General features: G+C 68.0%; 26 protein-coding genes and 1 tRNA gene. 23 read left to right on the top strand and 4 right to left on the bottom strand.

Annotated features, from left to right (window positions below):
• Window positions 1-12: 12 nt before the first annotated feature.
• Window positions 13-1278 carry an EAL and HDOD domain-containing protein gene (locus tag H566_RS22520; protein ID WP_034410331.1) on the bottom strand — a complete coding sequence of 422 codons (1266 nt, stop codon included), beginning with the start codon at window positions 1276-1278 and terminating at the stop codon, window positions 13-15.
• A gap of 201 nt (window positions 1279-1479) precedes the next feature.
• On the opposite strand from H566_RS22520, the gene H566_RS0102665 reads away from it, so the two are divergent.
• Together H566_RS0102665 and lgt are read left to right on the top strand one after the other, a co-directional pair.
• Window positions 1480-1740, top strand: coding sequence for a hypothetical protein (locus H566_RS0102665; protein WP_028310211.1), 261 nt, complete (start codon window positions 1480-1482; stop codon window positions 1738-1740).
• A gap of 98 nt (window positions 1741-1838) precedes the next feature.
• Complete coding sequence (lgt, locus tag H566_RS0102660; RefSeq protein WP_028310210.1) at window positions 1839-2657, top strand: prolipoprotein diacylglyceryl transferase; 819 nt, start codon at window positions 1839-1841, stop codon at window positions 2655-2657.
• Between the two features lie 77 nt (window positions 2658-2734).
• Here the strand turns inward: lgt and fur are convergent, their stop codons facing one another.
• Window positions 2735-3163 carry a ferric iron uptake transcriptional regulator gene (fur, locus tag H566_RS0102655; protein WP_028310209.1) on the bottom strand — a complete coding sequence of 143 codons (429 nt, stop codon included), beginning with the start codon at window positions 3161-3163 and terminating at the stop codon, window positions 2735-2737.
• A gap of 102 nt (window positions 3164-3265) precedes the next feature.
• Between fur and H566_RS22515 the strand changes: the two genes are divergently transcribed.
• The 6 genes from H566_RS22515 to H566_RS0102625 all read left to right on the top strand — a co-directional run bounded on the left by H566_RS22515 (window position 3266) and on the right by H566_RS0102625 (window position 7654).
• On the top strand, window positions 3266-3682 hold the full coding sequence (locus H566_RS22515; protein WP_084544684.1) for an outer membrane protein assembly factor BamE: 417 nt from the start codon (window positions 3266-3268) through the stop codon (window positions 3680-3682).
• A gap of 19 nt (window positions 3683-3701) precedes the next feature.
• On the top strand, window positions 3702-4514 hold the full coding sequence (gene dapB / locus H566_RS0102645) for a 4-hydroxy-tetrahydrodipicolinate reductase (protein WP_034410329.1): 813 nt from the start codon (window positions 3702-3704) through the stop codon (window positions 4512-4514).
• 6 nt (window positions 4515-4520) lie between these two features.
• Window positions 4521-5183, top strand: a complete 663-nt coding sequence (locus tag H566_RS22510; RefSeq protein WP_051377913.1) for a MotA/TolQ/ExbB proton channel family protein — start codon at window positions 4521-4523, stop codon at window positions 5181-5183.
• Entirely contained in the window at window positions 5183-5608 is a 426-nt protein-coding gene (locus H566_RS0102635; protein WP_028310207.1) for an ExbD/TolR family protein, read from the top strand. Before H566_RS22510 ends, H566_RS0102635 begins: the two co-directional genes overlap by 1 nt.
• A gap of 52 nt (window positions 5609-5660) precedes the next feature.
• Window positions 5661-5736: transfer RNA gene (locus tag H566_RS0102630), tRNA-Ala, on the top strand.
• 145 nt (window positions 5737-5881) lie between these two features.
• Window positions 5882-7654 (top strand): site-specific integrase, encoded by a 1773-nt coding sequence (locus H566_RS0102625; protein WP_028310206.1) that lies wholly within the window; start codon window positions 5882-5884, stop codon window positions 7652-7654.
• Between the two features lie 33 nt (window positions 7655-7687).
• On the opposite strand, the gene H566_RS28760 is transcribed toward H566_RS0102625, so the two are convergent.
• The gene (locus H566_RS28760) at window positions 7688-7957 is read right to left on the bottom strand and encodes a hypothetical protein (protein WP_156924275.1); all 270 of its coding nucleotides are present in this window, start codon (window positions 7955-7957) and stop codon (window positions 7688-7690) included.
• Between the two features lie 147 nt (window positions 7958-8104).
• On the opposite strand from H566_RS28760, the gene H566_RS0102620 reads away from it, so the two are divergent.
• Window positions 8105-8932, top strand: coding sequence for a KilA-N domain-containing protein (locus H566_RS0102620; RefSeq protein ID WP_028310205.1), 828 nt, complete (start codon window positions 8105-8107; stop codon window positions 8930-8932).
• 146 nt (window positions 8933-9078) lie between these two features.
• Window positions 9079-9429, top strand: a complete 351-nt coding sequence (locus tag H566_RS0102615; RefSeq protein WP_028310204.1) for a hypothetical protein — start codon at window positions 9079-9081, stop codon at window positions 9427-9429.
• Between the two features lie 1091 nt (window positions 9430-10520).
• On the opposite strand, the gene H566_RS22505 is transcribed toward H566_RS0102615, so the two are convergent.
• On the bottom strand, window positions 10521-11162 hold the full coding sequence (locus H566_RS22505) for a recombinase family protein (RefSeq protein ID WP_051377911.1): 642 nt from the start codon (window positions 11160-11162) through the stop codon (window positions 10521-10523).
• A 180-nt stretch (window positions 11163-11342) separates the two neighbouring features.
• Between H566_RS22505 and H566_RS0102605 the strand changes: the two genes are divergently transcribed.
• The 13 genes from H566_RS0102605 (at window position 11343) to H566_RS0102545 (ending at window position 21653) form a co-directional block, all read left to right on the top strand.
• Complete coding sequence (locus tag H566_RS0102605; protein ID WP_028310203.1) at window positions 11343-11699, top strand: hypothetical protein; 357 nt, start codon at window positions 11343-11345, stop codon at window positions 11697-11699.
• Window positions 11700-12482: 783 nt separating this feature from the next.
• Window positions 12483-13325, top strand: a complete 843-nt coding sequence (locus H566_RS0102600) for a hypothetical protein (RefSeq protein WP_156924274.1) — start codon at window positions 12483-12485, stop codon at window positions 13323-13325.
• A 5-nt stretch (window positions 13326-13330) separates the two neighbouring features.
• The gene (locus H566_RS0102595) at window positions 13331-13885 is read left to right on the top strand and encodes a GTP-binding protein (protein WP_028310201.1); all 555 of its coding nucleotides are present in this window, start codon (window positions 13331-13333) and stop codon (window positions 13883-13885) included.
• A complete protein-coding gene (locus H566_RS27135) occupies window positions 13882-15231 on the top strand; it encodes a phosphatase domain-containing putative toxin (RefSeq protein ID WP_051377909.1) in 1350 nt (449 codons plus the stop codon). Before H566_RS0102595 ends, H566_RS27135 begins: the two co-directional genes overlap by 4 nt.
• Window positions 15232-15270: 39 nt before the next feature.
• Window positions 15271-15681: a hypothetical protein gene (locus tag H566_RS0102585; RefSeq protein ID WP_028310200.1), complete on the top strand. Its 411-nt coding sequence runs from the start codon at window positions 15271-15273 to the stop codon at window positions 15679-15681.
• A gap of 88 nt (window positions 15682-15769) precedes the next feature.
• The gene (locus tag H566_RS0102580) at window positions 15770-16180 is read left to right on the top strand and encodes a roadblock/LC7 domain-containing protein (protein WP_084544682.1); all 411 of its coding nucleotides are present in this window, start codon (window positions 15770-15772) and stop codon (window positions 16178-16180) included.
• Window positions 16181-16388: 208 nt separating this feature from the next.
• Complete coding sequence (locus H566_RS0102575) at window positions 16389-16871, top strand: pyridoxamine 5'-phosphate oxidase family protein (RefSeq protein WP_028310198.1); 483 nt, start codon at window positions 16389-16391, stop codon at window positions 16869-16871.
• 23 nt (window positions 16872-16894) lie between these two features.
• A complete protein-coding gene (locus H566_RS22495; protein ID WP_169732484.1) occupies window positions 16895-17743 on the top strand; it encodes a YihY/virulence factor BrkB family protein in 849 nt (282 codons plus the stop codon).
• An 88-nt stretch (window positions 17744-17831) separates the two neighbouring features.
• Entirely contained in the window at window positions 17832-18965 is a 1134-nt protein-coding gene (gene ribBA / locus H566_RS0102565) for a bifunctional 3,4-dihydroxy-2-butanone-4-phosphate synthase/GTP cyclohydrolase II (protein WP_028310197.1), read from the top strand.
• A complete protein-coding gene (gene ribH, locus H566_RS0102560; protein ID WP_051377906.1) occupies window positions 18962-19471 on the top strand; it encodes a 6,7-dimethyl-8-ribityllumazine synthase in 510 nt (169 codons plus the stop codon). The genes ribBA and ribH overlap by 4 nt, the downstream gene beginning before the upstream one ends.
• Window positions 19461-19964: a transcription antitermination factor NusB gene (gene nusB / locus H566_RS22490; protein ID WP_034410326.1), complete on the top strand. Its 504-nt coding sequence runs from the start codon at window positions 19461-19463 to the stop codon at window positions 19962-19964. The genes ribH and nusB overlap by 11 nt, the downstream gene beginning before the upstream one ends.
• Window positions 19965-19990: 26 nt before the next feature.
• Window positions 19991-21046, top strand: a complete 1056-nt coding sequence (gene thiL / locus H566_RS0102550; protein ID WP_034410324.1) for a thiamine-phosphate kinase — start codon at window positions 19991-19993, stop codon at window positions 21044-21046.
• A 79-nt stretch (window positions 21047-21125) separates the two neighbouring features.
• Window positions 21126-21653 (top strand): phosphatidylglycerophosphatase A family protein, encoded by a 528-nt coding sequence (locus H566_RS0102545; protein ID WP_028310194.1) that lies wholly within the window; start codon window positions 21126-21128, stop codon window positions 21651-21653.
• Window positions 21654-21668 lie beyond the last annotated feature (15 nt).

Here is a 21668-nt window from a genome sequence, read left to right as displayed (position 1 = left end):
GGCGTCCGCCGCTCACACGCCCAGCGTCTCCGTCCATGCGAGCGCGCTCATGTGGGCCTCGCTCACGCCGTAGGGCTCCAGCTGGAGCGCGAGTGCGAGATCGCCGAGGCGGTCGAAGTCGCCGCCCTCGCAGGCTTCAACCAGTTCGAGAAAGGGGCCGAACACACCGCTGCGTTCGAGCAGCGCGTCGGTCACTTCCTCGGGCAGGCTCAGCGAGCCGAGCACCTTCTCCATCGGCATGCCGAGCATCGCGTCGAGCGCCGAGAAGATGCCCACCACGAAGGCGTTGTCGCACTGTTCCTTGGGCAGCAGCTTGAGCGCGAGCAGTTCCATCAGCCGGCCGCGCGTGATGACGGTGCGCGCCAGCGCCGGCGGCACGCTGTTGGCGCTGACCGTCGCGAACAGCACCGCGAGCCAGCGGAACAGCTTGCCGTAGCCGAGGATCATCACCGCGTGCCTGAACGACGTGACCTCGCATCTCAGCCCGAAGCCCGAGCTGTTGATGTAGCGCAGCAGCTTGAAGCTGAGCGCCGGATCGCGCTTGAGCACGGTCTCGACCGCCGACGGATCAGCCTCGCGCCGTGCCAGATCCATCAGTTGCAGCACGTTGCCGTGCGCCGGGCTGATGCTCTTGGTGCCTAGGGTGCGCGGGCGCTGGAAGTAATAGCCCTGGAACAGGTGGAAGCCGAGTTCGCGGAAGCGCTCGAACACCTCGCGCGTCTCGACCCGCTCGGCCACCAGCCTGAGCTTGCCGTGCAGCGCCGCCATGCCGAGCAGGCGCTGGGCGGCGCGCGCGTCGAGGTTGCGCACGTCGATCTTGATGTGGCTGAGCAGCGGCAGCCAGCCGCGGAAGGCGTCGTCGAGCATCCAGCCGCCGCCCGCGAGGCGGAAGCCGCGCTCGCGCAGCGCCGCCAGCCGCGCGCCGATCTCGGCGATGCGTTCGGGCGGGCAGCCGTCGGCGATCTCGATGACCATGCGTTCGGGGTGGATCAGCTCCAGGTGGTCGCCGTCGAGCGCGTCGAGCGCGCAATTGACGAAGGCGTCCTTGTCGCCGAACAGCGTGTCCGCGCCGAAGTTCGACAGCGCATGGAACAGCAGGATGCTGTCGGACTCGCGCGTGTGCACGACGGGGGCGTGCTCGGCGGTCTCGTCGGCGCGCGACAGCAGCTCGTAGCCGACGATCTTCTCGTCGCGGTCGAGGATGGGCTGGCGGGCGATGAAGGTGTGCGACGCGGCGTCGTCGGCCGCGCCGGGCGTGAGCGGTTCTCGCGATCCCATCGGGTGTTCTCCGGGCCGGGCCTCCGGGCGCGCGACAGGCGGGCTCAAGCGGAAGCGGCGGCATGCCGTTGATGGTCATGGGTGAGCGCAAACCCCGATCTTGTGAAATGCCGGGCGTTTCGCCTTGCGGTTACGAGGTGGATGTGATGGGCGCTTGCTCGTGTAAGGTGGCCGCGCGAACGACAGGCAACGGGTGAGGCGATGTATTGGATCTATGTGGGCAGCTTCGTGCTGTTCATCGCGAAGATCTTGGACGCGGACTGGCTGCGCGATGTGTCGTGGTGGTGGATTTCGGTGCCGCTGCTCGGGACGATCGCGTGGTTCGAGGTGCTCGAACGGCAGTTCGGCTTCGACCGCGCGCGCGAGTTGCAGGACGCGGCCTACGAGAAGGCCAAGCGCGAGCGCGTCGCGCGCGGTGTGGCCGGCGCCAAGCAGCCGGCACGACGCACCGCCCGGCGCTGACGGGGCCGCGAGGCCGGCCCCGGGCTGTCCAACCCCTCGGCTACACTCGCCCGCCGTTTCCTCCGCCAGCCGGCGCCCGTCGCGCCGCATCCGCCGTCATGCTCGTGCATCCGCAGTTCGATCCCGTCGCCATCCACATTCCGCTCGGCTTCACCGAGCTGGCCATCCGGTGGTACGGGCTCATGTACCTCGTGGCCTTCGGGCTGTTCGTGGGGCTCGCGCGGCTGCAGCTGCGCCGGCCGCATGTCGCGGCCCAGGGCTGGAACGCGCGCGACATCGACGACATGCTGTTCTGGGGGCTGCTGGGCGTGATTCTCGGCGGCCGGCTCGGCTATGTGCTGTTCTACAAGCCGGCCTACTACTTCGAGCATCTGGCCGAGATCGCGCAGGTCTGGCACGGCGGCATGAGCTTCCACGGCGGCTTTCTTGGCGTGCTCGTGGCGATGGCGGCCTTCGGTGCCTCGCGCGGGCGGCCGTTCTTCCAGCTCATGGACTTCGTCGCGCCCTGCGTGCCGGCGGGACTGGCGGCGGGGCGGCTCGGCAATTTCATCAACGGCGAACTCTGGGGCCGACCGACCGATGTGCCCTGGGCGATGGTGTTTCCGCAGGTCGATGACCTGCCGCGCCATCCCTCGCAGCTCTACCAGTTCGCGGGCGAGGGGTTGGCGCTGTTCGTGCTGATGTGGCTGTTCAGCCGGCGCCCGCGCCCGACCGGCATGGTGTCGGCGGCCTTCCTGGTGGGTTACGGCGTGTTCCGCTTCCTGGCCGAATTCGGCCGCGAGCCGGACAACTTCCTGGGCCTGCTGACCTTCGGTCTGAGCATGGGGCAGCTGCTGAGCCTGCCGATGATCGTGGCGGGCGTGCTGCTTGGCTGGGCGGCGTCGCGGCGGGTGCTGCCGCGCGCGCTGGCGGGATGAATCTGACGTGATCGCCAGCGGACAGGGCCGCCGGGCGCGGGTTGCGAGACTGGTCCGTCAGACCGGTGCGTGGCGTTTCAGCGCCGACGGTGCTCGCAATCCTGCTTGGTGCAATGACCATAGAGCGCGAGTGCGTGGGCCTGGAGCGTGAAGCCGCGATCCGACGCGATGCGCTGCTGGCGGGCCTCGATGTCGGGATCGTAGAACTCCTCGACACGTCCGCATTCGAGGCAGACCAGATGGTCGTGGTGATGCCCCTCGTTCAGCTCGAACACAGCCTTGCCCTGCTCGAAGTGGTTGTGCGCGAGTACACCGGCCTGTTCGAACTGGGTGAGCACGCGGTAGACGGTGGCAAGGCCGATGTCGATGTCCTCCGCCAGCAGCAGCTTGTACACGTCGTCCGCGCTCAGATGCCGCTGCTCGGTCTTCTGGAACAGCTCCAGGATCTTGAGGCGGGGCAGCGTGGCCTTGAGGCCCACGGACTTGAGATCGGCGGTGTTGGACATCATGGAATGACAGGTGACTCGTTCAGGGGCGGCACCCGGGCGAGCCGCACGTCGCCGCTATGATAGTGAGTTTGAGCCGCCTCAAGCGGCGCACGGAGATTCATGGTTGCGAGTCATTTGAGTGCCCCGGCGCGCGCGGGGCGCGGAGCGAGGGCGACGACGCTGGCGCTGCTGGTGGCGCTCGGCATGTCGGGCTGCGGCTTCTTCCAGCCCTATCGCTTCGAGTTGCAGCAGGGCAATTTCGTCAGCCGCGAGATGGTCGAGCAGCTGCGCATGGCCAAGGCCAGCCGCCCCGAGGGTGTGACGCGCGATCAGGTGCGGCTCATCCTCGGCTCGCCGATGGTGCGGCCGCTGTTCCACACCGACCAGTGGGAATACGTCTTCTACAACCGCAAGAGTAGCGGCGAAGTCATCGAGCGGAAGCTCACCGTCTATTTCAGCGGCGACAAGCTCGATCGCTGGGAAGGCGACCTGATGCCTTCCGAGCGCCCCGAGGCGCCCGCCGCGCCGCAAAGCTGATTTTTTCCGGACTGCAAGCATGATCAAGATCGCCATCACCGGCGCCGGCGGCCGCATGGGCCGCATGCTCGTTGAAGCCACCGTCAACGACCCGTCGGCGCAACTCGTCGCCGCCTTCGACCGCCCGGGTGGCGCCAACATCGGCCGCGATGCCGGCGAGGTGCTCGGCATCGAGACCGGCATCAAGGTCCGGGGCGTCGCGCCCGCCGACCTCGCCGGCGCGCTCGACGGCGTCGACTGCCTCATCGACTTCACCCGCCCCGAAGCCACGCTCGCCCATCTCCAGGCCTGCGTCGCGCATGGCGTCAAGTTCGTCGTTGGCACGACCGGCTTCGACGCCGACGGCAAGGCTGCGATCGCCAAGGCCGGAGAGAGCATCGGCGTGGTGTTCGCGCCGAACATGAGCGTCGGCGTCAACGCGACGTTCAAGCTGCTCGAAGTCGCCGCGAAGATCCTGTCCAGCGGCTACGACATCGAGATCATCGAGGCGCATCACCGTTTCAAGGTGGATGCCCCGTCGGGTACCGCGCTGCGCATGGGTGAAGTCGTCGCCAAGGCGCTCGGCCGCGATCTTGACGCGGTGGCGGTGTACGGCCGCGAAGGTGTGACCGGCGAGCGCAAGCCCGAGACGATCGGCTTCGCGACGATTCGCGGCGGCGACGTGGTCGGTGACCACACCGTGCTGTTCGCCGGCATCGGCGAACGCATCGAGATTACGCACAAGTCCTCCAGCCGCATGACCTACGCGACAGGCAGCCTGCGCGCGGCGCAATTCCTGGCCGGCCGCGAGCGCGGCGTGTTCGACATGCAGGACGTGCTCGGCCTGCGCTGACCGGCCATGGACGCGGGATTCACGCAGTACTGGGATCAGGCCGATGCGGTGGGGCACGCGACTGCGCTGCTGCTGATCGTGTTTTCGCTGCTGAGCTGGGCGACGATCCTGCGTCGCCTCGCTGCCATGCGACGGCGTCCGCCCACGAGCGCCGAGCTGGCCGCGTACTGGCAGCAGACGTCGGCGCACGAGGGGCTTGGGGTGCTGGCGGCAGCGGATCGGGGTGGGCAGTTCGTCGCGCTCGCCGAAGCCGCCGCGCGTGCCGAGTCGCAGCTCCGGGGCACCACTCGCAGTCAGGCCGACGCCGTCATCTCGCGCGAGTTGCGCACGGCGCTGTCCGACGGCACGCGCGACCTGGAGTCGGGCATGACCCTGCTGGCGAGCATCGCGAGCACGGCGCCCTTCGTCGGGCTGTTCGGCACGGTCTGGGGCATCCATCGCGCCCTCGGCAGTCTGGCCGAGGCCGGCGCATTCACGATCGAGCGCGTTGTCGGGCCGCTCGGCGAGGCGCTCGTCATGACCGCCTTCGGCCTCGCGGTCGCGATTCCGGCCGCGCTTGCCTACAACGCCTTCGTGCGTTCTAACCGTGCGTTGCTCGAACGGCTCGACGGTTTCGCCGCCGACCTGCGCCTGCGCGCGATCGGCCCGCTCACGGACGAGCAGGGCTGATGGCGCTCGACGGCTTCCAGTCGCGGGGCGGCGCGCGCGAGCCAATTGCCGAGATCAACACCACGCCGCTGGTTGATGTGCTGCTGGTGCTGCTGGCGATGTTCATCGTCGCGGCGCCGCTGCTCGGCGCGTCGATCCCACTCGATCTGCCCGCCGTGCGCGGCACGCAGATGCCGGTCGCTCCGACGCGAGTCATCATCACGCTCGACGCCCGGGGCGGTACTTTCTGGGAGGGCGAAGCCGTCGACGCTGACGAGATGGATCGACGTCTGGCCGAGGCTGCGACCCGGCTGCCGCAACCTCAGCTGTTCATCAATGCAGACCGCAGCTGCCGCTACGAACAAGTCGCGGCTGTGATTGGACTCGCGCGTGCGGCCGGACTTGGGCGTGTCAGTCTTCTGGCTGTTGCGCAGGATGCGAGGTAAGGAGAGAGGTGCTTGTGGAGTCGAGCAACTATGCTATTATTTCGTTCTCGACGGGGAAGTAGCTCAGCTGGGAGAGCGTCGCGTTCGCAATGCGAAGGTCGGGAGTTCGATCCTCCTCTTCTCCACCAAATACCCGCCCAAGGCCCTGAAGTCCTTGATTCTTAAAGAGAGTCAATGGAATCAGGGCCTTAGCTTTTGGGGGTGTGTCACCCCACTGTGTCACTCGTGAAGCCTGAACAGCGTCCCTCAAGCCCTTCTGAGCGAGACGACCCGATGGCCCGAGACGTTGGCCTTAGCCGGCGTGGCGGCGTGTGGCAGAGCTGCATCGTCGTTCCCCTTGACCTCCGCGACTCCTTCGGGACGACCAAGTTCCGCAAGAGCCTGGGCACCAGTGACCGCGCCGAGGCCCGCGCCCTTCACCACGCACGGCAAGCCGAGCTTCACCAAGAGTTCTTGGCCCGTCGCAAGGCGCTGAACGCCGTCATGGTCGGCCCGATCACTCCCGAGCTGGTCCAGGCGGTCGCGGATGCGGTTCATCGGAAGCGGCTGTCGGGCGATGACGCGATCCGCTTTAACCCGGAAGCCCGCCGCGCCCTCTTTGACGCCCTGGACTCACTGCGCCCGAGCTACTTCGGGGTTGTGCGTCCATCCTCGCCGCCGCCCGCCCTTGGCTCACTGGCCCATCTAGCCGGCCTCACAGAGAGTCAGGCGAACTTGGTGCAGGCGGTGAACCTGTCCCTGGCTGAGAAGGCTGGCAAGGCGGTAACGCGCGGCGACCTCGCATCTGTGGTGCCCGATGCAACTGCGGCCCTTGCGGCAATGGGCTTGAAGATGGATTGGGGCCGGGGTGACGTGCTGCCCCTGCTGCAAGCCGTGCTACACGCGAACGTCAGGGCCGCACGGGACCTCATGGCCCGCGATGCTGGGGAGGTAGTTGAGACGCCCGCCGCGCCGCCGCCTGACGCCCCTGTGACCCTCGCACGACCTCAAGGCGCCCCAGTCCGCTACCTGCGCGATGTGCTGCCCGAGTGGGAATCCCTCAAGGAACGGCCGGTTAAGACGGTGCAGAAGGCCCGGCTTGCCCTCCAGGACTTCGAGGCCGCTACCGGGAACCCGCCGCTGTCGGAGCTAGGCAGGGCGCACACGGTCGCCTTCGAGCGGTACGCGACCCAAAGCGCGAGCCGGGCGGATGGTCCCTCGCTCAAGACGCTGGATAGCCGCTTGTCGATGGTTCAAGCCCTGCTGAACGTGGCCGAGCGATTGGAGTGGTTCCCGCGCAATCCGTGGGCGGGCTGGGGCCTCAAGGTCCCGAAGACCGAAGCGGCCCGCGATCCCCTGAGCGATGAACAGGTGCGGCACCTCTTCGGACAACCGCTGTTCACCCGCTATGACCTCCCGGGACTGGCCGACGCCTCACAGGACGCCGCGTACTGGGTCCCGATCCTGTCGGCGTTCACGGGCGCCCGGGTGACTGAGCTTGCCCAGCTCGCCACCGACGATGTGGCCGAGGAGAAGGGCGTCCCGGTGCTGCTGATCCGGGCCGATCCTGCGAAGCCGTGGCAACGCCTCAAGAACGACAGTTCAGAGCGCAAGGTCCCGGTGCATTCCGAGCTTGTGCGCCTGGGCTTCCTTGATTACGTGCGGGCGATCCAGGACGCACAAGGCGGCCCGGGCGGTCAGGTGTTCCCCGCCGCCAAGGACGGCCCGAATGGGCTGGGTGGTGGCGTGTCCAAGTGGTTCGGCAAGTACCGGCGCAGCATCGGCATGGACGGCGCGGGCGACGACCTCCACGCCTTCCGCCACACGGTCGAGACGATGCTGTCACGGGCCGGCCTGCGACAGGTGGTGATTGATCGGGTTCTAGGCCACCGGAGCGAGGGCGGCGAGGGCGTGCGCACCTACGGGCGACACACGGACCTTGGGGAGCGGGTGGAAGCAGTCCAGGCGATCCGCTATGAGGGCCTCGAACTGCCCAAGGTGTTCACGGCCCCTCGCTGGACTCCCGCTTACCGAGCATGGACGCGGGTGGTAGGGAAGGAGACATAGGACGCCGATTCGGTCCAGTCGCCTGCTATGGCTTCACAGTGGGCCACCCGGGCCATAGTCTGGATAGAGCTTAGACGTGATAGTCAGGCCCACAGCAAAGCGTTCTAGCGTGTAGCCGTGAAGGATTGCCACTGCGTCGGTAGCCAGGTCTGCTTTAGGTGCATCTGTCGATAGCTGGGTAACGTCAACGAACACTTCGGCGCCGGTCAAGCTATGGATGGCGTCTGCGATGGCTAATTGCAGCTCGTTGATGCTCACCGACTTGAGACTCTTACCTTTCAAGGGCTGCGGCTTGTCGTTCATGGGGTACTCCGGATCGAGGGCGACGCAGACTAGCTGCCCCACATCATGCGGACAAGCAAGGAGCTGACTGGGTGAGCCTGCGTCCTGTGCGGAGGGTGACGAACCCATGACGGCCCGTCACCTCCATGACTCCCAAGAGACCCCCGAATGACGCAGCTCACCACCACCAAGCCCCTCCGCATCACCCGTGACTTCCAGGGCACTGCCTTCGAGTTCCGTGAGGACGGCTACTTCAACATGACCAAGGCCGCCGCCCACTTCGGGAAGCGGCTGGACAACTTCTGGGCCAACGACGAGACCCGCCGCTACATGAAGGAGCTGGCGCTGGTTGTGGCAAATACCTGGAATCCCAGTGAATTGGACGAGACGACCCAGAAGCGGATTGCGTGGTTCAGGGGGATGGCCGCCAGCAACTTCCACGACGCCACGATCTGCGGCGTGGACGTCACCGCGTTCCGCAAGGTGCTGACGCAGTCCGTTCGCGGGCAGCACGGCGGCACCTGGGGCCACCCCAAGCTGGCCGTGTTCTTCGCCCGCTGGCTCTCCGTCCGCTTCGCGGTCTGGTGTGACGCCGTGATCGAAGACCTCCTGGCCGGTCGTGCGCAGCTCACCATCACCAAGCCCGACGAGTCGGCGATCCTGGCCCTGCAACAGCGGAACGACGAGCAGGCCGCCGAGATCGGCCTGATCCTGACCGAGCTGGCCGATGCGCTGGCGAAGGTCGATGAGGTCAAGCGGGAGGCGGCGAGCATGCGACCCCTAGTAGCAGCCGCTAACGTGCCGAGCCGAAGTGCTGCCTGGAACGTAGTCACGGTGGGTCCTGGGAGGATCAAAAGTCCTGTTCGGAACGTAGTCCCGGTGGGTCATGGTGTAGTAGCAGCAGTGATCGGGCCGTGTAGTCGAGTGCCGTCATGCGACCTCCGAGACCTCATGAGGGAAGCCCGAGTAGGTGAGTGGGTGGGCGGGTATCAATGACCGTCCTGGCCCGTCACGATGAACACCACACCTACACCCAAGAGACGAAGCTCTCTGTGTGTCCTGGCCCCTCATGATCCCTTGGGGAGGTGGTGGGGGAGGCCGCTACCATGACCTCCTCTAGCTGTTCCTTGCCGCTGCATCCGATGCCCGAAGCCTTCGCCCTCAAAGACCCTCACGGCCGAGTCCGTGCCCTCCTCGCCGCCCCGGTGGCGCCCGGGTCCGTCGTGGCCGAGGTCTATGGCCTGGGGCCGGACGCCTCCTTCTTCCGGCTGCATGATCGGGAGCAGGGGTGGGGGCTGTTCGCCTCGGACGTGGACGATGTCTTGATAGACCTTGAGGTCCGCTCCCCGATCCTGGCCGATGGTCAGCCGGCGCACGCCCTGGACACGATGCTTGATGAAGCGGTCCAGCGCCTCCTTGACGCCGGATGGTCCCTCGGGCCGGCAGACGCGGCCGAGACCTCCCGCGCTCCTTCCTCGCCGCCGACTGCCTGAGCGGTCAGGACGGACCTGGGGGCGCTTGATCGGCCCGGAGCGGGGTCGGGTACGTGGTGAGCGGTGCGCTTGTCCTGGCCCTGCCTGAGCCGTTCCAAGGGGCGCGGACTTCCTGGCGATCTCGGGAAGACACGCGGCAGCCTGGGGCCTGGGTCGAGCTGGCAAGTGCCCCCCCTCGGCCCGGGTCGAGCTGGCACGGGAGGCGGATAGCGGACACCGTCCCTAGAAGGAAGGCATCAGGGCGCATGTCTCTATCCGGGCGAGGCGCTATCGCCTTGGACCGCCCGGGCCTGGGCCACGGCCAGTGCGGCAGGAAGGGGCGGGAGGTCGGCAGCTATGACGGCCCGTGACCTCTCAAGACCTCCAGGCCGAATGCTCTCCCAGCAGCTTCCGCACGGCACATGCCCAAGACCCCCGGCAACGGGGCAGGAAGCCTCACAGGGCGGCGAAGACGCACCCGGCTACCTCGGGGAGCTGCGAAGGGCTGGCGAGGCTCACGGGGCGCCTGGGCGGTCCTGCGGAGGGGGGGGCGGACTTCCTGGCAGTTCCCAAAAAATCCGTGACACGTCCCCTTGATGTCCCGCGCCTGCCATTGCCCCCCATCGGCCCCCGTCGAGGCGCCTGGGCGGCGAGGAGAGCGCGAGCGGGGCGAGGAGGTGGTGCGAGAGCTGGGCGAGGCGGCGCGGAGGGCACGGCGGGGCGCTGGCTGGCCTGGGCCGATCCTCGCCGCCGACCTCCCGACCTCAAGCCCTAGCGGTGGTGGGCGTGGTGTCCTGGGCTTGGACGGCACGGGCCGGCGCTGGCCGGGTCGGGGCGCCGTGACGGCACGGGACAGCCTGGGACACGGGGCCGCCCGAGCCGGACGGCGAGGCTTCCCGAGGCAATGGCCCAAGGAAGGCCGAGGCGGGCGCCTGGGCGGCGAAGAGAGCGCGGGCCGGCGGCAGTGGTGGCACGGACGGCGCGGGCGCCTGGGCGGTCTGAGGAGGGCACGGCGGGTCACGGGCTGGCGCTGGCCGATCCTCGCTGCCGACCTCCCGACCCCAAGCCCTGGGAGCGGTGGGCGTGGTGTTCCCGCTCGTGACGGTCTTTGACTACTTGCGGGCCTGGGAAGTGTCCGCGCCGCCCTTGCGCTGTTCCTTGGCGGCGAGACGGGCCGCGACCTTCTCGGGGTCCCGGATGTCGATGACTGCGCCCCGACTGATTCCGTACTCCCGGGCCAGCTCCGACACGGTGGCGCCGGCCTCCAGGCGTGCGCGGATGTCGGCCCGCTGGGCTTCGGAGGTCTTGGGCCTGCGCCCGAGCTTGGTCCCCTCCAGCTTGGCGCGAGCTAGACCGGCCTGGGTCCGCTCGATGAGGAGGTCGCGCTCCATTTCGGCCACGGCGGAGAGCATGGCGAGCATGAGCTTGCCGGCGGAGGAGGTGAGGTCAGTCCCGCCGAGGTTCAGGACGACAACCCGCACCCCCAGCTCGCTGAGGTCGCGGACGGTCTGTTGAACGTCCAAGGCGTCACGGCCGAGCCGGTCGAGCTTGGAGACGATGAGCGCATCGCCCTTGCGGAACTTGCCGACCATCCGGGCGAACTCGGGGCGCTGCATGGCGGACACCTTCCCGGACACGCCCACATCGGCGAACCACTGGTCAACCTCATGGCCGGCCTGGGCCAGTTCAAGGCGCTGGTTCTCGGCGGTCTGGTCGGTGGTGCTGACTCGGCCGTAGCCGAAGCGGTGGTTCATGGCGCGGACTCCCTGGGGTGTCGGAAAACGACCGTTTGTTGATGGTGTCGGGAGCCTGCCAGAAGTGGTGTCGGAAATCTAGGCTTGTCAGTTTCTGACTGTCTGGTTATTCTGACATCGGTTTCTGACATGTGGTCAGGGCCGCCAACCACACCACCACTACTAATTAGTAAGCAGACCATGACCCCTTACGAATCCACGGACGTCCGCGCCTTCCGTTCGCCCGACCTTGCCGCCTTCACGACCGCCGAGGCCCTGACCCTGTGGCAGGCACGCGCCACGCTGGCCACCTCCATGAGCGACAAGGTCGGCACGGTGGGCCTTGTGTTTGACGGCGAGGAAGACCAAGCCCCCTATGCGCTGTTCTATGCCAAGGGCGTCCGCCCGGGGGTGGACCTGCGTGAAGGCGCGGGCCTCATGACGGTGCAGCTCACAGCGGAGCCGGGCGCCCGCTTCGTCCGCCTGGGGCCGGTTGAGGCTGGCGGCGAGGTCCAAGGGGCCAGCGATGTCCTGGCCGAGGTGCTGGCCGGTCTGTGACTTCTGTCAGCGCACGCGCATACGCACCCCTGTTTTTTTGCACGGTGGCGGGTATGATCGGCGCCCTCAGAGCTGTGTCACTTCACGGTGGCAAACCGGAAGCCAGTGGTGTGGTAAGTGGTTGATTTATAAGGGATAGAGAGCATCGCCACGCGATCCTCCTCTTCTCCACCAAATTGCAAGACCCGGTAACTGTTCAAGTTACCGGGTCTTTTTGCTTCTTGGCTCCGTGTGTACCAATCTGCTTATTCATCGCAGTCTTCAATAGTTAATTCTTGGCAGCATCAGCGATTGCCGGAGACGCATTGTTCGTTTGCTCTCGCATTCGTCTGAGGGTCTTTCAGATTTCGCATGAGAGTGATCGCGAGCATTTTCTATGTGCAATGTGAGGCGACTGCTTCATCAACTTCATTTGGCTCATTTAGAGCATTTCTGTCTGTGAATCGCGCCAGCACCGCATCCGTGTTTTCCTTCCCGACGGCTACTTCGCGACCGTAATTTCAAGGCGGGATTCCAGCAAATCGTCTAGAACTCGTCAGGTTCATTTTTCTACTGTGCTTCGGGTTACCGGATTCGGCAGGATGCGCCAATTTCCAGGCTTTGCATTTTCGTGATTTTTTTCACGTTTTATTGGCCAAGCTCGGGGGCAATCCCTCGGGGCCGCGCTACCGTATTTGGCGAAAAGTGACATTGCACATTGTTGCTTTTAATCAATGTCCATGCAGTGATGGGCAAAATCCGGTAGTCCACCGCAATGAAATAGCCCTTCCGACGGTGAAATGCATGCAACTCGCCAATTCGGTCAGCGCGCGCGCTCCGCTTCCTGCGTTCGGACGGGGACCGGAACACTTCTTTCCTGATGCGCATATTGTCGGATTGATTGCCGACGGCGCCGGGGAAACCGCCGATTGCAGCCTCGTCCTCCCGGGGAGCGGCGCACTCACCGTTCATGCAGGACGCCGCGAATGCAGCGTCGCAGTAGCAGAGCAAGACATGCCCCGCTTCCTGTCTGCTCGCCGTGACGATTTCAGGCTCATACCAGTGCCCGCCGACGCGCCCATGGCGCGGCGCATGCGGCTCGAGGACCTGCTCTGGAGCGCCGGCTATCTTGCGAGTCGCGGTCGGATGGTGGCCGGCGGGTCGTTGCTTGATGTCGTGCGCATTGTCCGCTGGCCCAACTTCTCGCGTCTGCCTTGCTCGCTGGACACCATGCGGATGGTGGCGCTGCTGACGCGCCATCCGACATCTATCGCGCTTGCAACCCGCATCCTCGACATTCGGCAGGACGAGGCCTGCCGTGTGTACTCGGCCGCGACCTGTGCCGGCCTGGTCGAGGTTCGCAACCGGCGGTCCGCAACCCGTGGGGCGGGAGGCGATGTCTCGCCCGACACCTGGGAGTCCGGTGCGCAGTTCGCAAGCCACGCATCCGACGACGCAGAAGCCTGTGCGCCGGCCGCAGCACATGAAGAACTCGCGAGCGCGACGGTCGTGCAGCCGGCGCGCGCGGCCGACGACGCGCACGCAACGTCGGCTGGCCTTGCCGCGGTCGATGCCAACCCTCCGGCTCGCAGGGGCCGCCGCGACACGCTGCTCGGCCAGCTGCTCGCCCGCATCATGGGACTCTGATCAACATGCAGCCCAAGCTCCTGTTCGCCGGCCCGGTCGGTGCCGGCAAGACGACCGCCATCGGCGCGGTCAGCGACATCCCGGTCGTCAGCACCGAGGAGCGCGCGACCGACGTGATCGCCGCCATCAAGGAGCGCACCACCGTGGCGATGGACTATGGCGTGCTGCATCTGGACGGCCGCACCGACATCCACCTCTACGGCGCGCCCGGTCAGCCGCGCTTCCGCTTCATGTGGGAAATCCTCGGGCACGGCAGCCTCGGCCTCGTGATTTTGCTCGACGATACGCGCCCCGATCCGGCCGGCGATCTCGACTACTACGTCCAGGCCTTTCGCGGCCTGATCGACGCCACCGGCCAGGTGCTGGTCGTCGGTGTCACCCGACTCGTGCCTGGCGCGGCGCTCGATCGCTATCACCAGCGGTTGGCCGCGCTCGGGCTCAGCGCGCCGGTGTTCGAGGTCGACGCGCGCCGCCGCGACGACGTCAAGTGTCTGCTGCTTGCACTCCTGAGCCTGCTTGACGACCGGGTGCGACGCGGCGCGACGGCGCGCGCCCAATGAGCGCCGCCACCGACGCCGTGCTCGTGCTCGAAGGCTTCGGCGTCGCCTTCCGCGAGCGCACGATCCTCAGCAGCATCGACCTGCGCATTGCCGACCGTGAATGCGTCGTGCTGCTCGGCCCGGCCGGCACCGGCAAGTCGACGCTCTTGCGCACGATCGCCGGCCACAACAACGCCAATCCGTCGATGCGCATCTGGGGCGAGGCGAGCTATCTCGGCCGAACGCTCGACGAGGGCAACCGCCCGGTGCTCGTCGGCCAGAGCGCACGACTCATGCTTGCCAGCGTGCTCGAGAACCTCATGAGCGGCCTGCCCGAACGCGGTTCGCTCACGCCGGCCCAGCAGCGCGAGACCGCTGCGCGCGTGCTCGAAGCCGCCGATCTGCATGAACTCGTCGCGCGGCTCGACGACCAAGTCGCCGATTTGCCGCTCGGCCGCCAGCGCCATCTCGCGATCGCGCGCGCCGCCGCGGCCGGCTGCCGGCTGCTGTTCATCGACGAGCCGACGGCAGGCCTGCCGCCGGCCGACGCCGCCCTGCTGCTGCGCTATCTCGGCAAGCTGGCCGGACGCTGCGCGCTGCTGGTCGTGCTGCACAACCAGGAGGAGTGCCGCGAACTGGGCGGGCGCGCGGTGCTGGTGGCGGGAGGCGTGGTGCGCGAGACCCAGACCATCCCGCGCTTCTTCGACGCGCCCGACAGCGGCCTCGCGCGCGACTTCGTGCGCAGCGGCAGTTGCGACGCACCCTCGCCCGACGCTCGTCCCGAAGACCTCGCCGAGGGCTCGCTGCCGCCGGTGCCGCCGCCGCCCGCGGCGCAGCGCTACGTGAGCGACGCCTTCGGGCCGCGCGGCTTCCTGTGGCTGCGTCCGGGGCAGCTCGCCGGCACGCCGCGTCCGGGCGTGTTCTTCGACGCGCCGGTCGATCTCGAAGCGCTTCAGCGCGTGGGCGTGAATCTGCTGGTCAACCTCACCGATCTGGCCGGTGATCCTGCCCAGCTCGCGGCCTTCGGCTTGGCCGAGCGTCAGTTCCCGATCCGCGACATGACCGCGCCCGCGAACGATTACGCAGAAACGATCTGCCGCGCCATCGACGAGGAACTTGCGCGGGGCAAGGTCGTCGCGGTGCATTGCCACGCCGGCCTCGGCCGCACCGGCACCGTGCTCGCGGCCTGGCTCATCTGGCATGGCCAGCCCGCGCTCGATGCCCTGGAAGCCGTGCGGCGCATCGACGCGCGCTGGGTCCAGTCGCGCGAGCAGGCAGATTTTCTTGGCGCCTTCGCGAACCATCTCGCGCGGGGCGCCTCCACCCCGGGGCAAGGCCGCGGCAGTCAGAAGCCGGTCGCCCCATGACCTCCCCGGCGTCAGCCGGTCACACCAGGAAGAAAAAAGATGAGCTCGAAACTCGACACCGAACTGCAAAAGGCGATCAGCGCGCTGCCCGAATGCGTGGCCGCCGGCTACATCGATCTGAGCAGCGGCATGTTGCTGTCGATGCGCACGGTCGATTCGCACCCGCGCGAGGTGCTCGACCTGCTGGCGGCTGCCACGACCGACCTGTTCCAGGGCCCGAACGTCACGATGATCGAGCAGCTGTTCAAGAAGGCGCGCGGTGTTCGGGATGATGGCCAGCACTACTTCCAGGAAATCATCGTCAACAGCGACAACCTCATCCACGTCTTCATCCGCGGCAAGAAGAGCCCCGAGCACGTGGTCGGCTTCGTGTGCCGCAAGAGCGCCAATCTCGGCATGGCGCTGACCAAGGCGCGCGTCTCGCTGCCGGCGCTCGAAGCCGCGCTGTGAGCGCCGCGCGGGTGGCGGCCATGACGGCCGGCGCCCGCCGCGCCAGAATGAACCGATCGCACCGCCCACGTCGCTTCCCGGAGCCGCCATGCCCCAGTACTCCTACGGCACCCATGTCGAAATGCTCGACCCGGAACAGCGCGTCGCGCTGCTTTCGCCCCTCCTGCGCGCCATGAACCAGGCGCAGCGGCTCGATGCGTCGGCGGTGATTTCCGGCGACGGTTTCGTCATCGCGAGCGAACTCGGGCCGGACATCGAACCCAACCGCTTCGCCGCCATGGGCGCCTCGCTGCTCGCGCTGGCCGATCGCGCCGCGCGCGAGGTCGAGCGGGGCGCGCTGCGCCAGGTGCTGGTCGAGGGCGAGCATGGGACGATGCTGCTGGTGCGCGCCGGCACCGACGCCGTACTCGCGGTAGCCGCGCCGGCCAACGTCAATCTCGGGATGATCTTTCTCGAAACCCGGCGCACCGCCGCCAAGATCGAGTCGCTGCTCGGCTGAGCGCGGCAGCCGTCGCCGCTTCGCGCGACTTCGCTAGCCCTGGCAGCCGCGCCGGCATCTGCCAAAGACAGCTGCCGGTGCCGTGTCGCGGCGCGCGCCGACGCCTTCGGCCGCGCCTCGCCTACACGCGACGGTCGTGTCGGCCGCGAAGCTTCGGTCCAGAGGCCGGACACGCCCCGTCCGGCTCGCAACGGACACGGAGGCAGGCATGACCGACAGCCAGCAGGAATTCTGGAACCGCATTTCCGGCGAGCGAGCCCTGATGCTCACCACCATCGGCACCGACGGGCGCCCGTCGAGCCGCCCGATGACGCTGGTGCAGAAGGACTTCGACGGGACGCTCTGGTTCTTCACCAGCCTGCGCGCGCCTTTCGTGGCCGACATTGAACTCAATCCCCAGGTGGGCGTGACGATCGCCGACCGTGCCCACGACCTCTGGGTGTCGATGCGCGGCGAGGCCCGCATCAGCGGTGATCGCGCGCGCATGGAACTGCTCTGGCAGCCAATGGTCGCAGCTTGGTTTCCCGACGGCCTCGATGATCCCGACATCGCGCTGGTCGAGATCGCGCTCGACGACGCCGAGTACTGGGACGTGAAGGAAAGCAAGCTCACCCAGGTGTTCAAGATGGCCACGGCCGCGATGCGCCATGAACGCCCGCGCCTCGGCGAGCACGGTCATCTGCAACTGTGATGGAGGCGCGGTTGCCGCGCCCGATGCGCCTGGCCTGGCTCGCGGCCTCGCGCTGGATCGACGATCAGTGCACGAGCCGGGGCGCGGCGCTGGCCTATTACGCCGCGTTCTCGCTCGCGCCGATTCTTGTGATCGCGGTGTCGGTGTCGGGCTTGGTGTTCGGGCGCGAGGCGGTCGAGGGCAGGGTGCTCGCACAATTGCAAGGCCTGATCGGCGCCGACGGGGCGAGCCTCGTGCAGCGCATGGTCGAGCAGAGCTATCTGTCGGGTGGCGGGGTGACGGCGATCGTCATCGGCCTGGCAGCGATGCTCGTGGGTGCCACGAGTCTGTTTGCCGAACTCGACAACGCCTTCTCGGCGATCTTCGGCCACCGGCGGGTGTACCGGAATGCGGCGCTCACGCTCGTGATGGGCCGGCTGCGTGGGCTGGCGATCGTGGTAGGCGTGGGCTTCCTGCTCATCATCTCGCTGGTGGCGAGCGCGGCCGTGCTGGCGGTGACCGAGTACCTCACGCGCTGGACCGGCGACTGGCTGCGTGTCGCGGCGGTGATGCAGGCGCTGTTGTCGCTGGCCTTCCTCACGGCGCTGTTCGGGCTGATGTTCCGGCTGCTGATTCCGGTGCGGCTGCACCGGCGCACCGTGCTGACCGGCGCCTTCCTGACCGCGCTGCTGTTCGAGGTTGGCAAGTTCGGCGTCGGGCTCTATCTCGGGCGCACCGCCTTCGGTTCGACCTTCGGTACCGCCGGCTCGCTCGCGGTGCTGCTGTTCTGGGTGTACTACGTGTCGCTGGTCGTGCTTTATGGGGCGGAGGTGATGCTTCAGTTGCAGCCTTCCGGCGATCGGCCGACCCGCGCCGAAACGTCGCCAGCCTGATGCAACCCCTACAATGCGGCTTTGGACCGCGCCTCAACCGGCGCGGTCTTGTCGTCTTTGCAAGGGTGGTTCCCCGATGCTTTCCAACATGAGTGGCGCGCCGGACGCGGCGGCCACCACCATTTCCCCCGTGCCCGAGATCGTGGCCGAGCTGCGCGCCGGGCGCATCGTCGTGGTCGTCGACGACGAGGACCGCGAGAACGAGGGCGACCTGCTGATGGCCGCCGAGTTCGTGACGCCCGAGGCGGTCAACTTCATGGCGAAGTTCGGTCGCGGCCTCATCTGTCTGACGCTCACCGGCAAGCGTTGTGATCAGCTCGGCCTGCCGCCGATGGCGCGCAACAACGGCACCGTCTACGGCACCGCGTTCACGGTGTCGATCGAGGCAGCCGAGGGCGTGACGACCGGCATCTCCGCCGCCGACCGCGCCCGCACCGTGCAGGCCGCCGTCGCGCGCAACGCCAAGGCGAGCGACCTCGTGCAGCCGGGCCACATCTTTCCGCTGCGAGCCCAGGACGGCGGCGTGCTCATGCGCGCCGGCCATACCGAGGCAGGCTGCGATCTCGCCGCGCTTGCGGGCTGCGAGCCGGCCGCCGTCATCTGCGAAATCCTCAAGGACGACGGCACGATGGCGCGCCTGCCCGACCTGATCGAGTTCGCGCGGGAGCACGGCCTCAAGATCGGCACCATCGCCGACCTCATCCAGTACCGCGCCCAGAACGAGTCGCTCGTCCAGCGCATGGGCGAGCGCGTCGCGCGCACGCCCTGGGGCGAGTTCCGCGCCGTCGCCTACCGCGACCGTCCGAGCGGCCAGGCGCACATCGCGCTGGTCAAGGGCGATGTGCGGCCCGAGGTCGAGACGCTGGTGCGCGTGCACGAGCCGCTGTCGGTGCTCGACTGGCTCGACACCGAGGCCACCACCCACAGTTGGCCGCTGCCGCGCGCGCTCGAAGCCATCGGCCGCGCCGAGGCCGGCGTGGCCGTGCTGCTCAACGCGGGCGAGGCCGCGGGCCAGTTCTTCGACCATTTCGACGCGATCAAGGCGATCGACGGTGGCGCCAAGGCGCAGCCGCCCAAGGTCGATCTGCGCACCTACGGCGTCGGCGCGCAGATCCTGCGCGACGTGGGCGTCGGCCGAATGAAACTCCTGTCCCGTCCGCGCAAGATGCCGTCGATGGGCGGGTATGAACTCAAGATTTCCGGATACGAGGAGGAGCGATGAGCCAGGATTCCGTTCAGGACGCAGCGGATGCCGAGCTGCTCGAAGGCAAGGGCTTGCGGATCGGCGTGGTGCAGGCGCGTTTTAATGCGCACATCTGCAATGCGATGGCCGAGGCCTGCCTCGATGAACTCGCCCGCCTAGGCGTGGCCGACGAGGACGTGACCGTCGTGTCGGTGCCCGGCGCGCTCGAACTGCCGCTCGTGCTGCAGAAGCTCGCGCACACCGAGGCCTATGACGCGCTCGTGGCCATCGGCTGCGTGATCCGCGGCGAGACCTACCACTTCGAGATCGTGTCGAACGAAAGTTCGCGCGGCGTGTCGGAGATCGCGTTGCGATATGACATTCCGGTGGCGAACGCCGTGCTTACCTGCGAAAACGAGGAGCAGGCAAACGTGCGGGCCCAGCCCAAGGGCGTGGACGCCGCGCGCGTGGCCGTCGAGATGGCCAACCTCGCCGTCGAGATCGACGCGCTCCAGGAACCGGAAGACAACGACGATGACCAATGATTCCCGCACGCCGGGCGCCCCGCAGTCGGGTGCCCGCGAAGGTCGCCCGGCCGGCGGCCCGCCCAAGAGCGCGCGCCGCCGCGCGCGCGAATTCGCGCTCCAGGGCGTGTACCAGTGGCTGCTGTCCAGCGAGCTGCCCGGCGCGATCCAAGCCCATGTGGCTGATCAGCCCGGCTTCGACAAGGCCGATGCCGAGTACTTCTCGCTGTTGCTGCATGGCGCCATCAACAACGCCGATCAGCTGCGCGGCCTGTTCGCGCCGCATCTCGACCGTGCGGTCGGCGAGCTGTCGCCGGTCGAGCATGCGGTACTGCTGCTCGGTAGCCGCGAGCTGGCCGCGCATGCCGAGGTGCCGTATCGCGTCGTCATCAACGAATCGGTCGAGCTGGCCAAGTCCTTCGGTGGCACGGACGGCTTCCGCTTCGTGAACGGCGTGCTCGACAAGGTCGCGGCCGGCGTGCGCCCGACCGAGTTCAAGCCGCGCAACGGCTGAACCTCACTCGCGGAACCGGTCGCCGCATGGGCGAATTCGAGCTGATCGAGCGGCTGTTCCGCATCCCCGCCGCCGCGCTGGCCGAGCGCCGGCCGGGCGTGCTGCTGGGCATCGGCGACGATTGCGCGCTGCTCGATGCCGGCCCGCTCGCCGTCTCGACCGACATGCTGATCGAGGGGCGGCACTTCTTCCCCGATGTCGATCCGGCCGCGCTCGGGCACAAGTCGCTCGCGGTCAACCTGAGCGACCTCGCCGCGATGGGGGCCGAGCCGCTCGCCTTCACGCTGGCGCTTGCGCTGCCTGCCGAGCGCGCCCGCGATCTCGCATGGTGCGAGGCTTTCGCGGGCGGCATGCTCGCGCTCGCCGCCGGGCATGGCTGCGCGCTGGTCGGCGGTGACACGACGGCCGGGCCGCTCACCATCTCCATCACCGTGTTCGGCCGTGTCGCGCCAGCGCTCGCGCCTCGGCGCGACGGTGCGCGGATCGGCGACGACCTGTGGATCACCGGCACGATCGGCGATGCGGCCTTGGCGCTTGAGCAGCTGTTCGCGGCGCGTGGGCAGGGCGGTGCCGGCGTGACCAAGGCCGACTCCTCCGCCGGTGGCACCGATACCGATGCGGTCGGCGCCAGTCCGGACGCCGGTCCGGCCGCGATCCCTACCCGTCACCGCCTCGAACGCCCGACGCCGCGCTGCGCCCTCGGGCGCCGACTGCCCGGACTCGCGACCTCGGCCATCGACATTTCCGATGGCCTGGCCGGTGATCTCGGTCATGTGCTCGCCGCGAGTGGCGTCGATGCCGTCATCGACCTCGACCGTCTGCCGCTGTCGCCCGTGCTGCTCGCGCTCGCGCCGGATGCGCGCTGGCGTCATGCGCTCGCCGGTGGCGACGATTACGAGCTGTGTTTCACCGCGCCCGTCGCCGCCCGCGATGCAGTGCTGGCCGCCGCCGCGGTCGCCGCCACGCCCATCGCACGTGCCGGCAGCATCACCGCGCGTGCCGGCGACCGGCCGGCGATCTGCTGGCGACGCGGCGACGCGCCGGTCGCGCTCGCGCTGCGCGGCTTCGACCATTTCGCCTGAGCGTCCGCCCGCCGCAACTGCCCAGACCTCCGCCCGCCGCAACCGTCCCGCGCCACCGCGTCAGCCCGATTCGCCGACCATGCCCGCCACCGCCCGCCCCGCCGCCGACTGGCGCTTCATGCTCGCCAGCGTCTGGCATGTGATCGCCTTCGGCTTCGGCAGCGGACTCGCGCGCAAGGCGCCCGGCACCTGGGGAAGCATGTTCGGCTGGTTCACGTTCGTGGTGATCGACCGGGCGCTGCCTGTCTTCGCCGACGGCCGCTGGTTCGCGCTGACGGTGCTCGCGGGCTTCGCGCTCGGTGTCGCGGCCTGCGGCATCACCGGCCGGCGGCTCGGCGTGAGCGACCACGGCGCGATGGTCTGGGACGAGATACTCGCCGTCTGGTGCGTGCTCGCCTTCCTGCCGACGCGCTTCTGGTGGCAGGCGGCGGGCGTGGCCGCGTTCCGCCTCTTCGACATCTGGAAGCCCGGCCCGATCCGCGCGCTCGACCGCCGCATCAAGGGTGGCACGCTGGTGAACGGCTTCGGCGTGATGATTGATGACCTGCTCGCGGCGGCGTTCGCGCTGCTGCTCCTCGCCATCGCGCGCCGGCTGCTGTCGGCCTGACACGCGATGCCCGTT

Source organism: Derxia gummosa DSM 723 (genome assembly GCF_000482785.1).
Taxonomy (GTDB): Bacteria; Pseudomonadota; Gammaproteobacteria; order Burkholderiales; family Burkholderiaceae_E; genus Derxia; species Derxia gummosa.
This window is presented reverse-complemented; position numbering and strand designations above follow the sequence as displayed.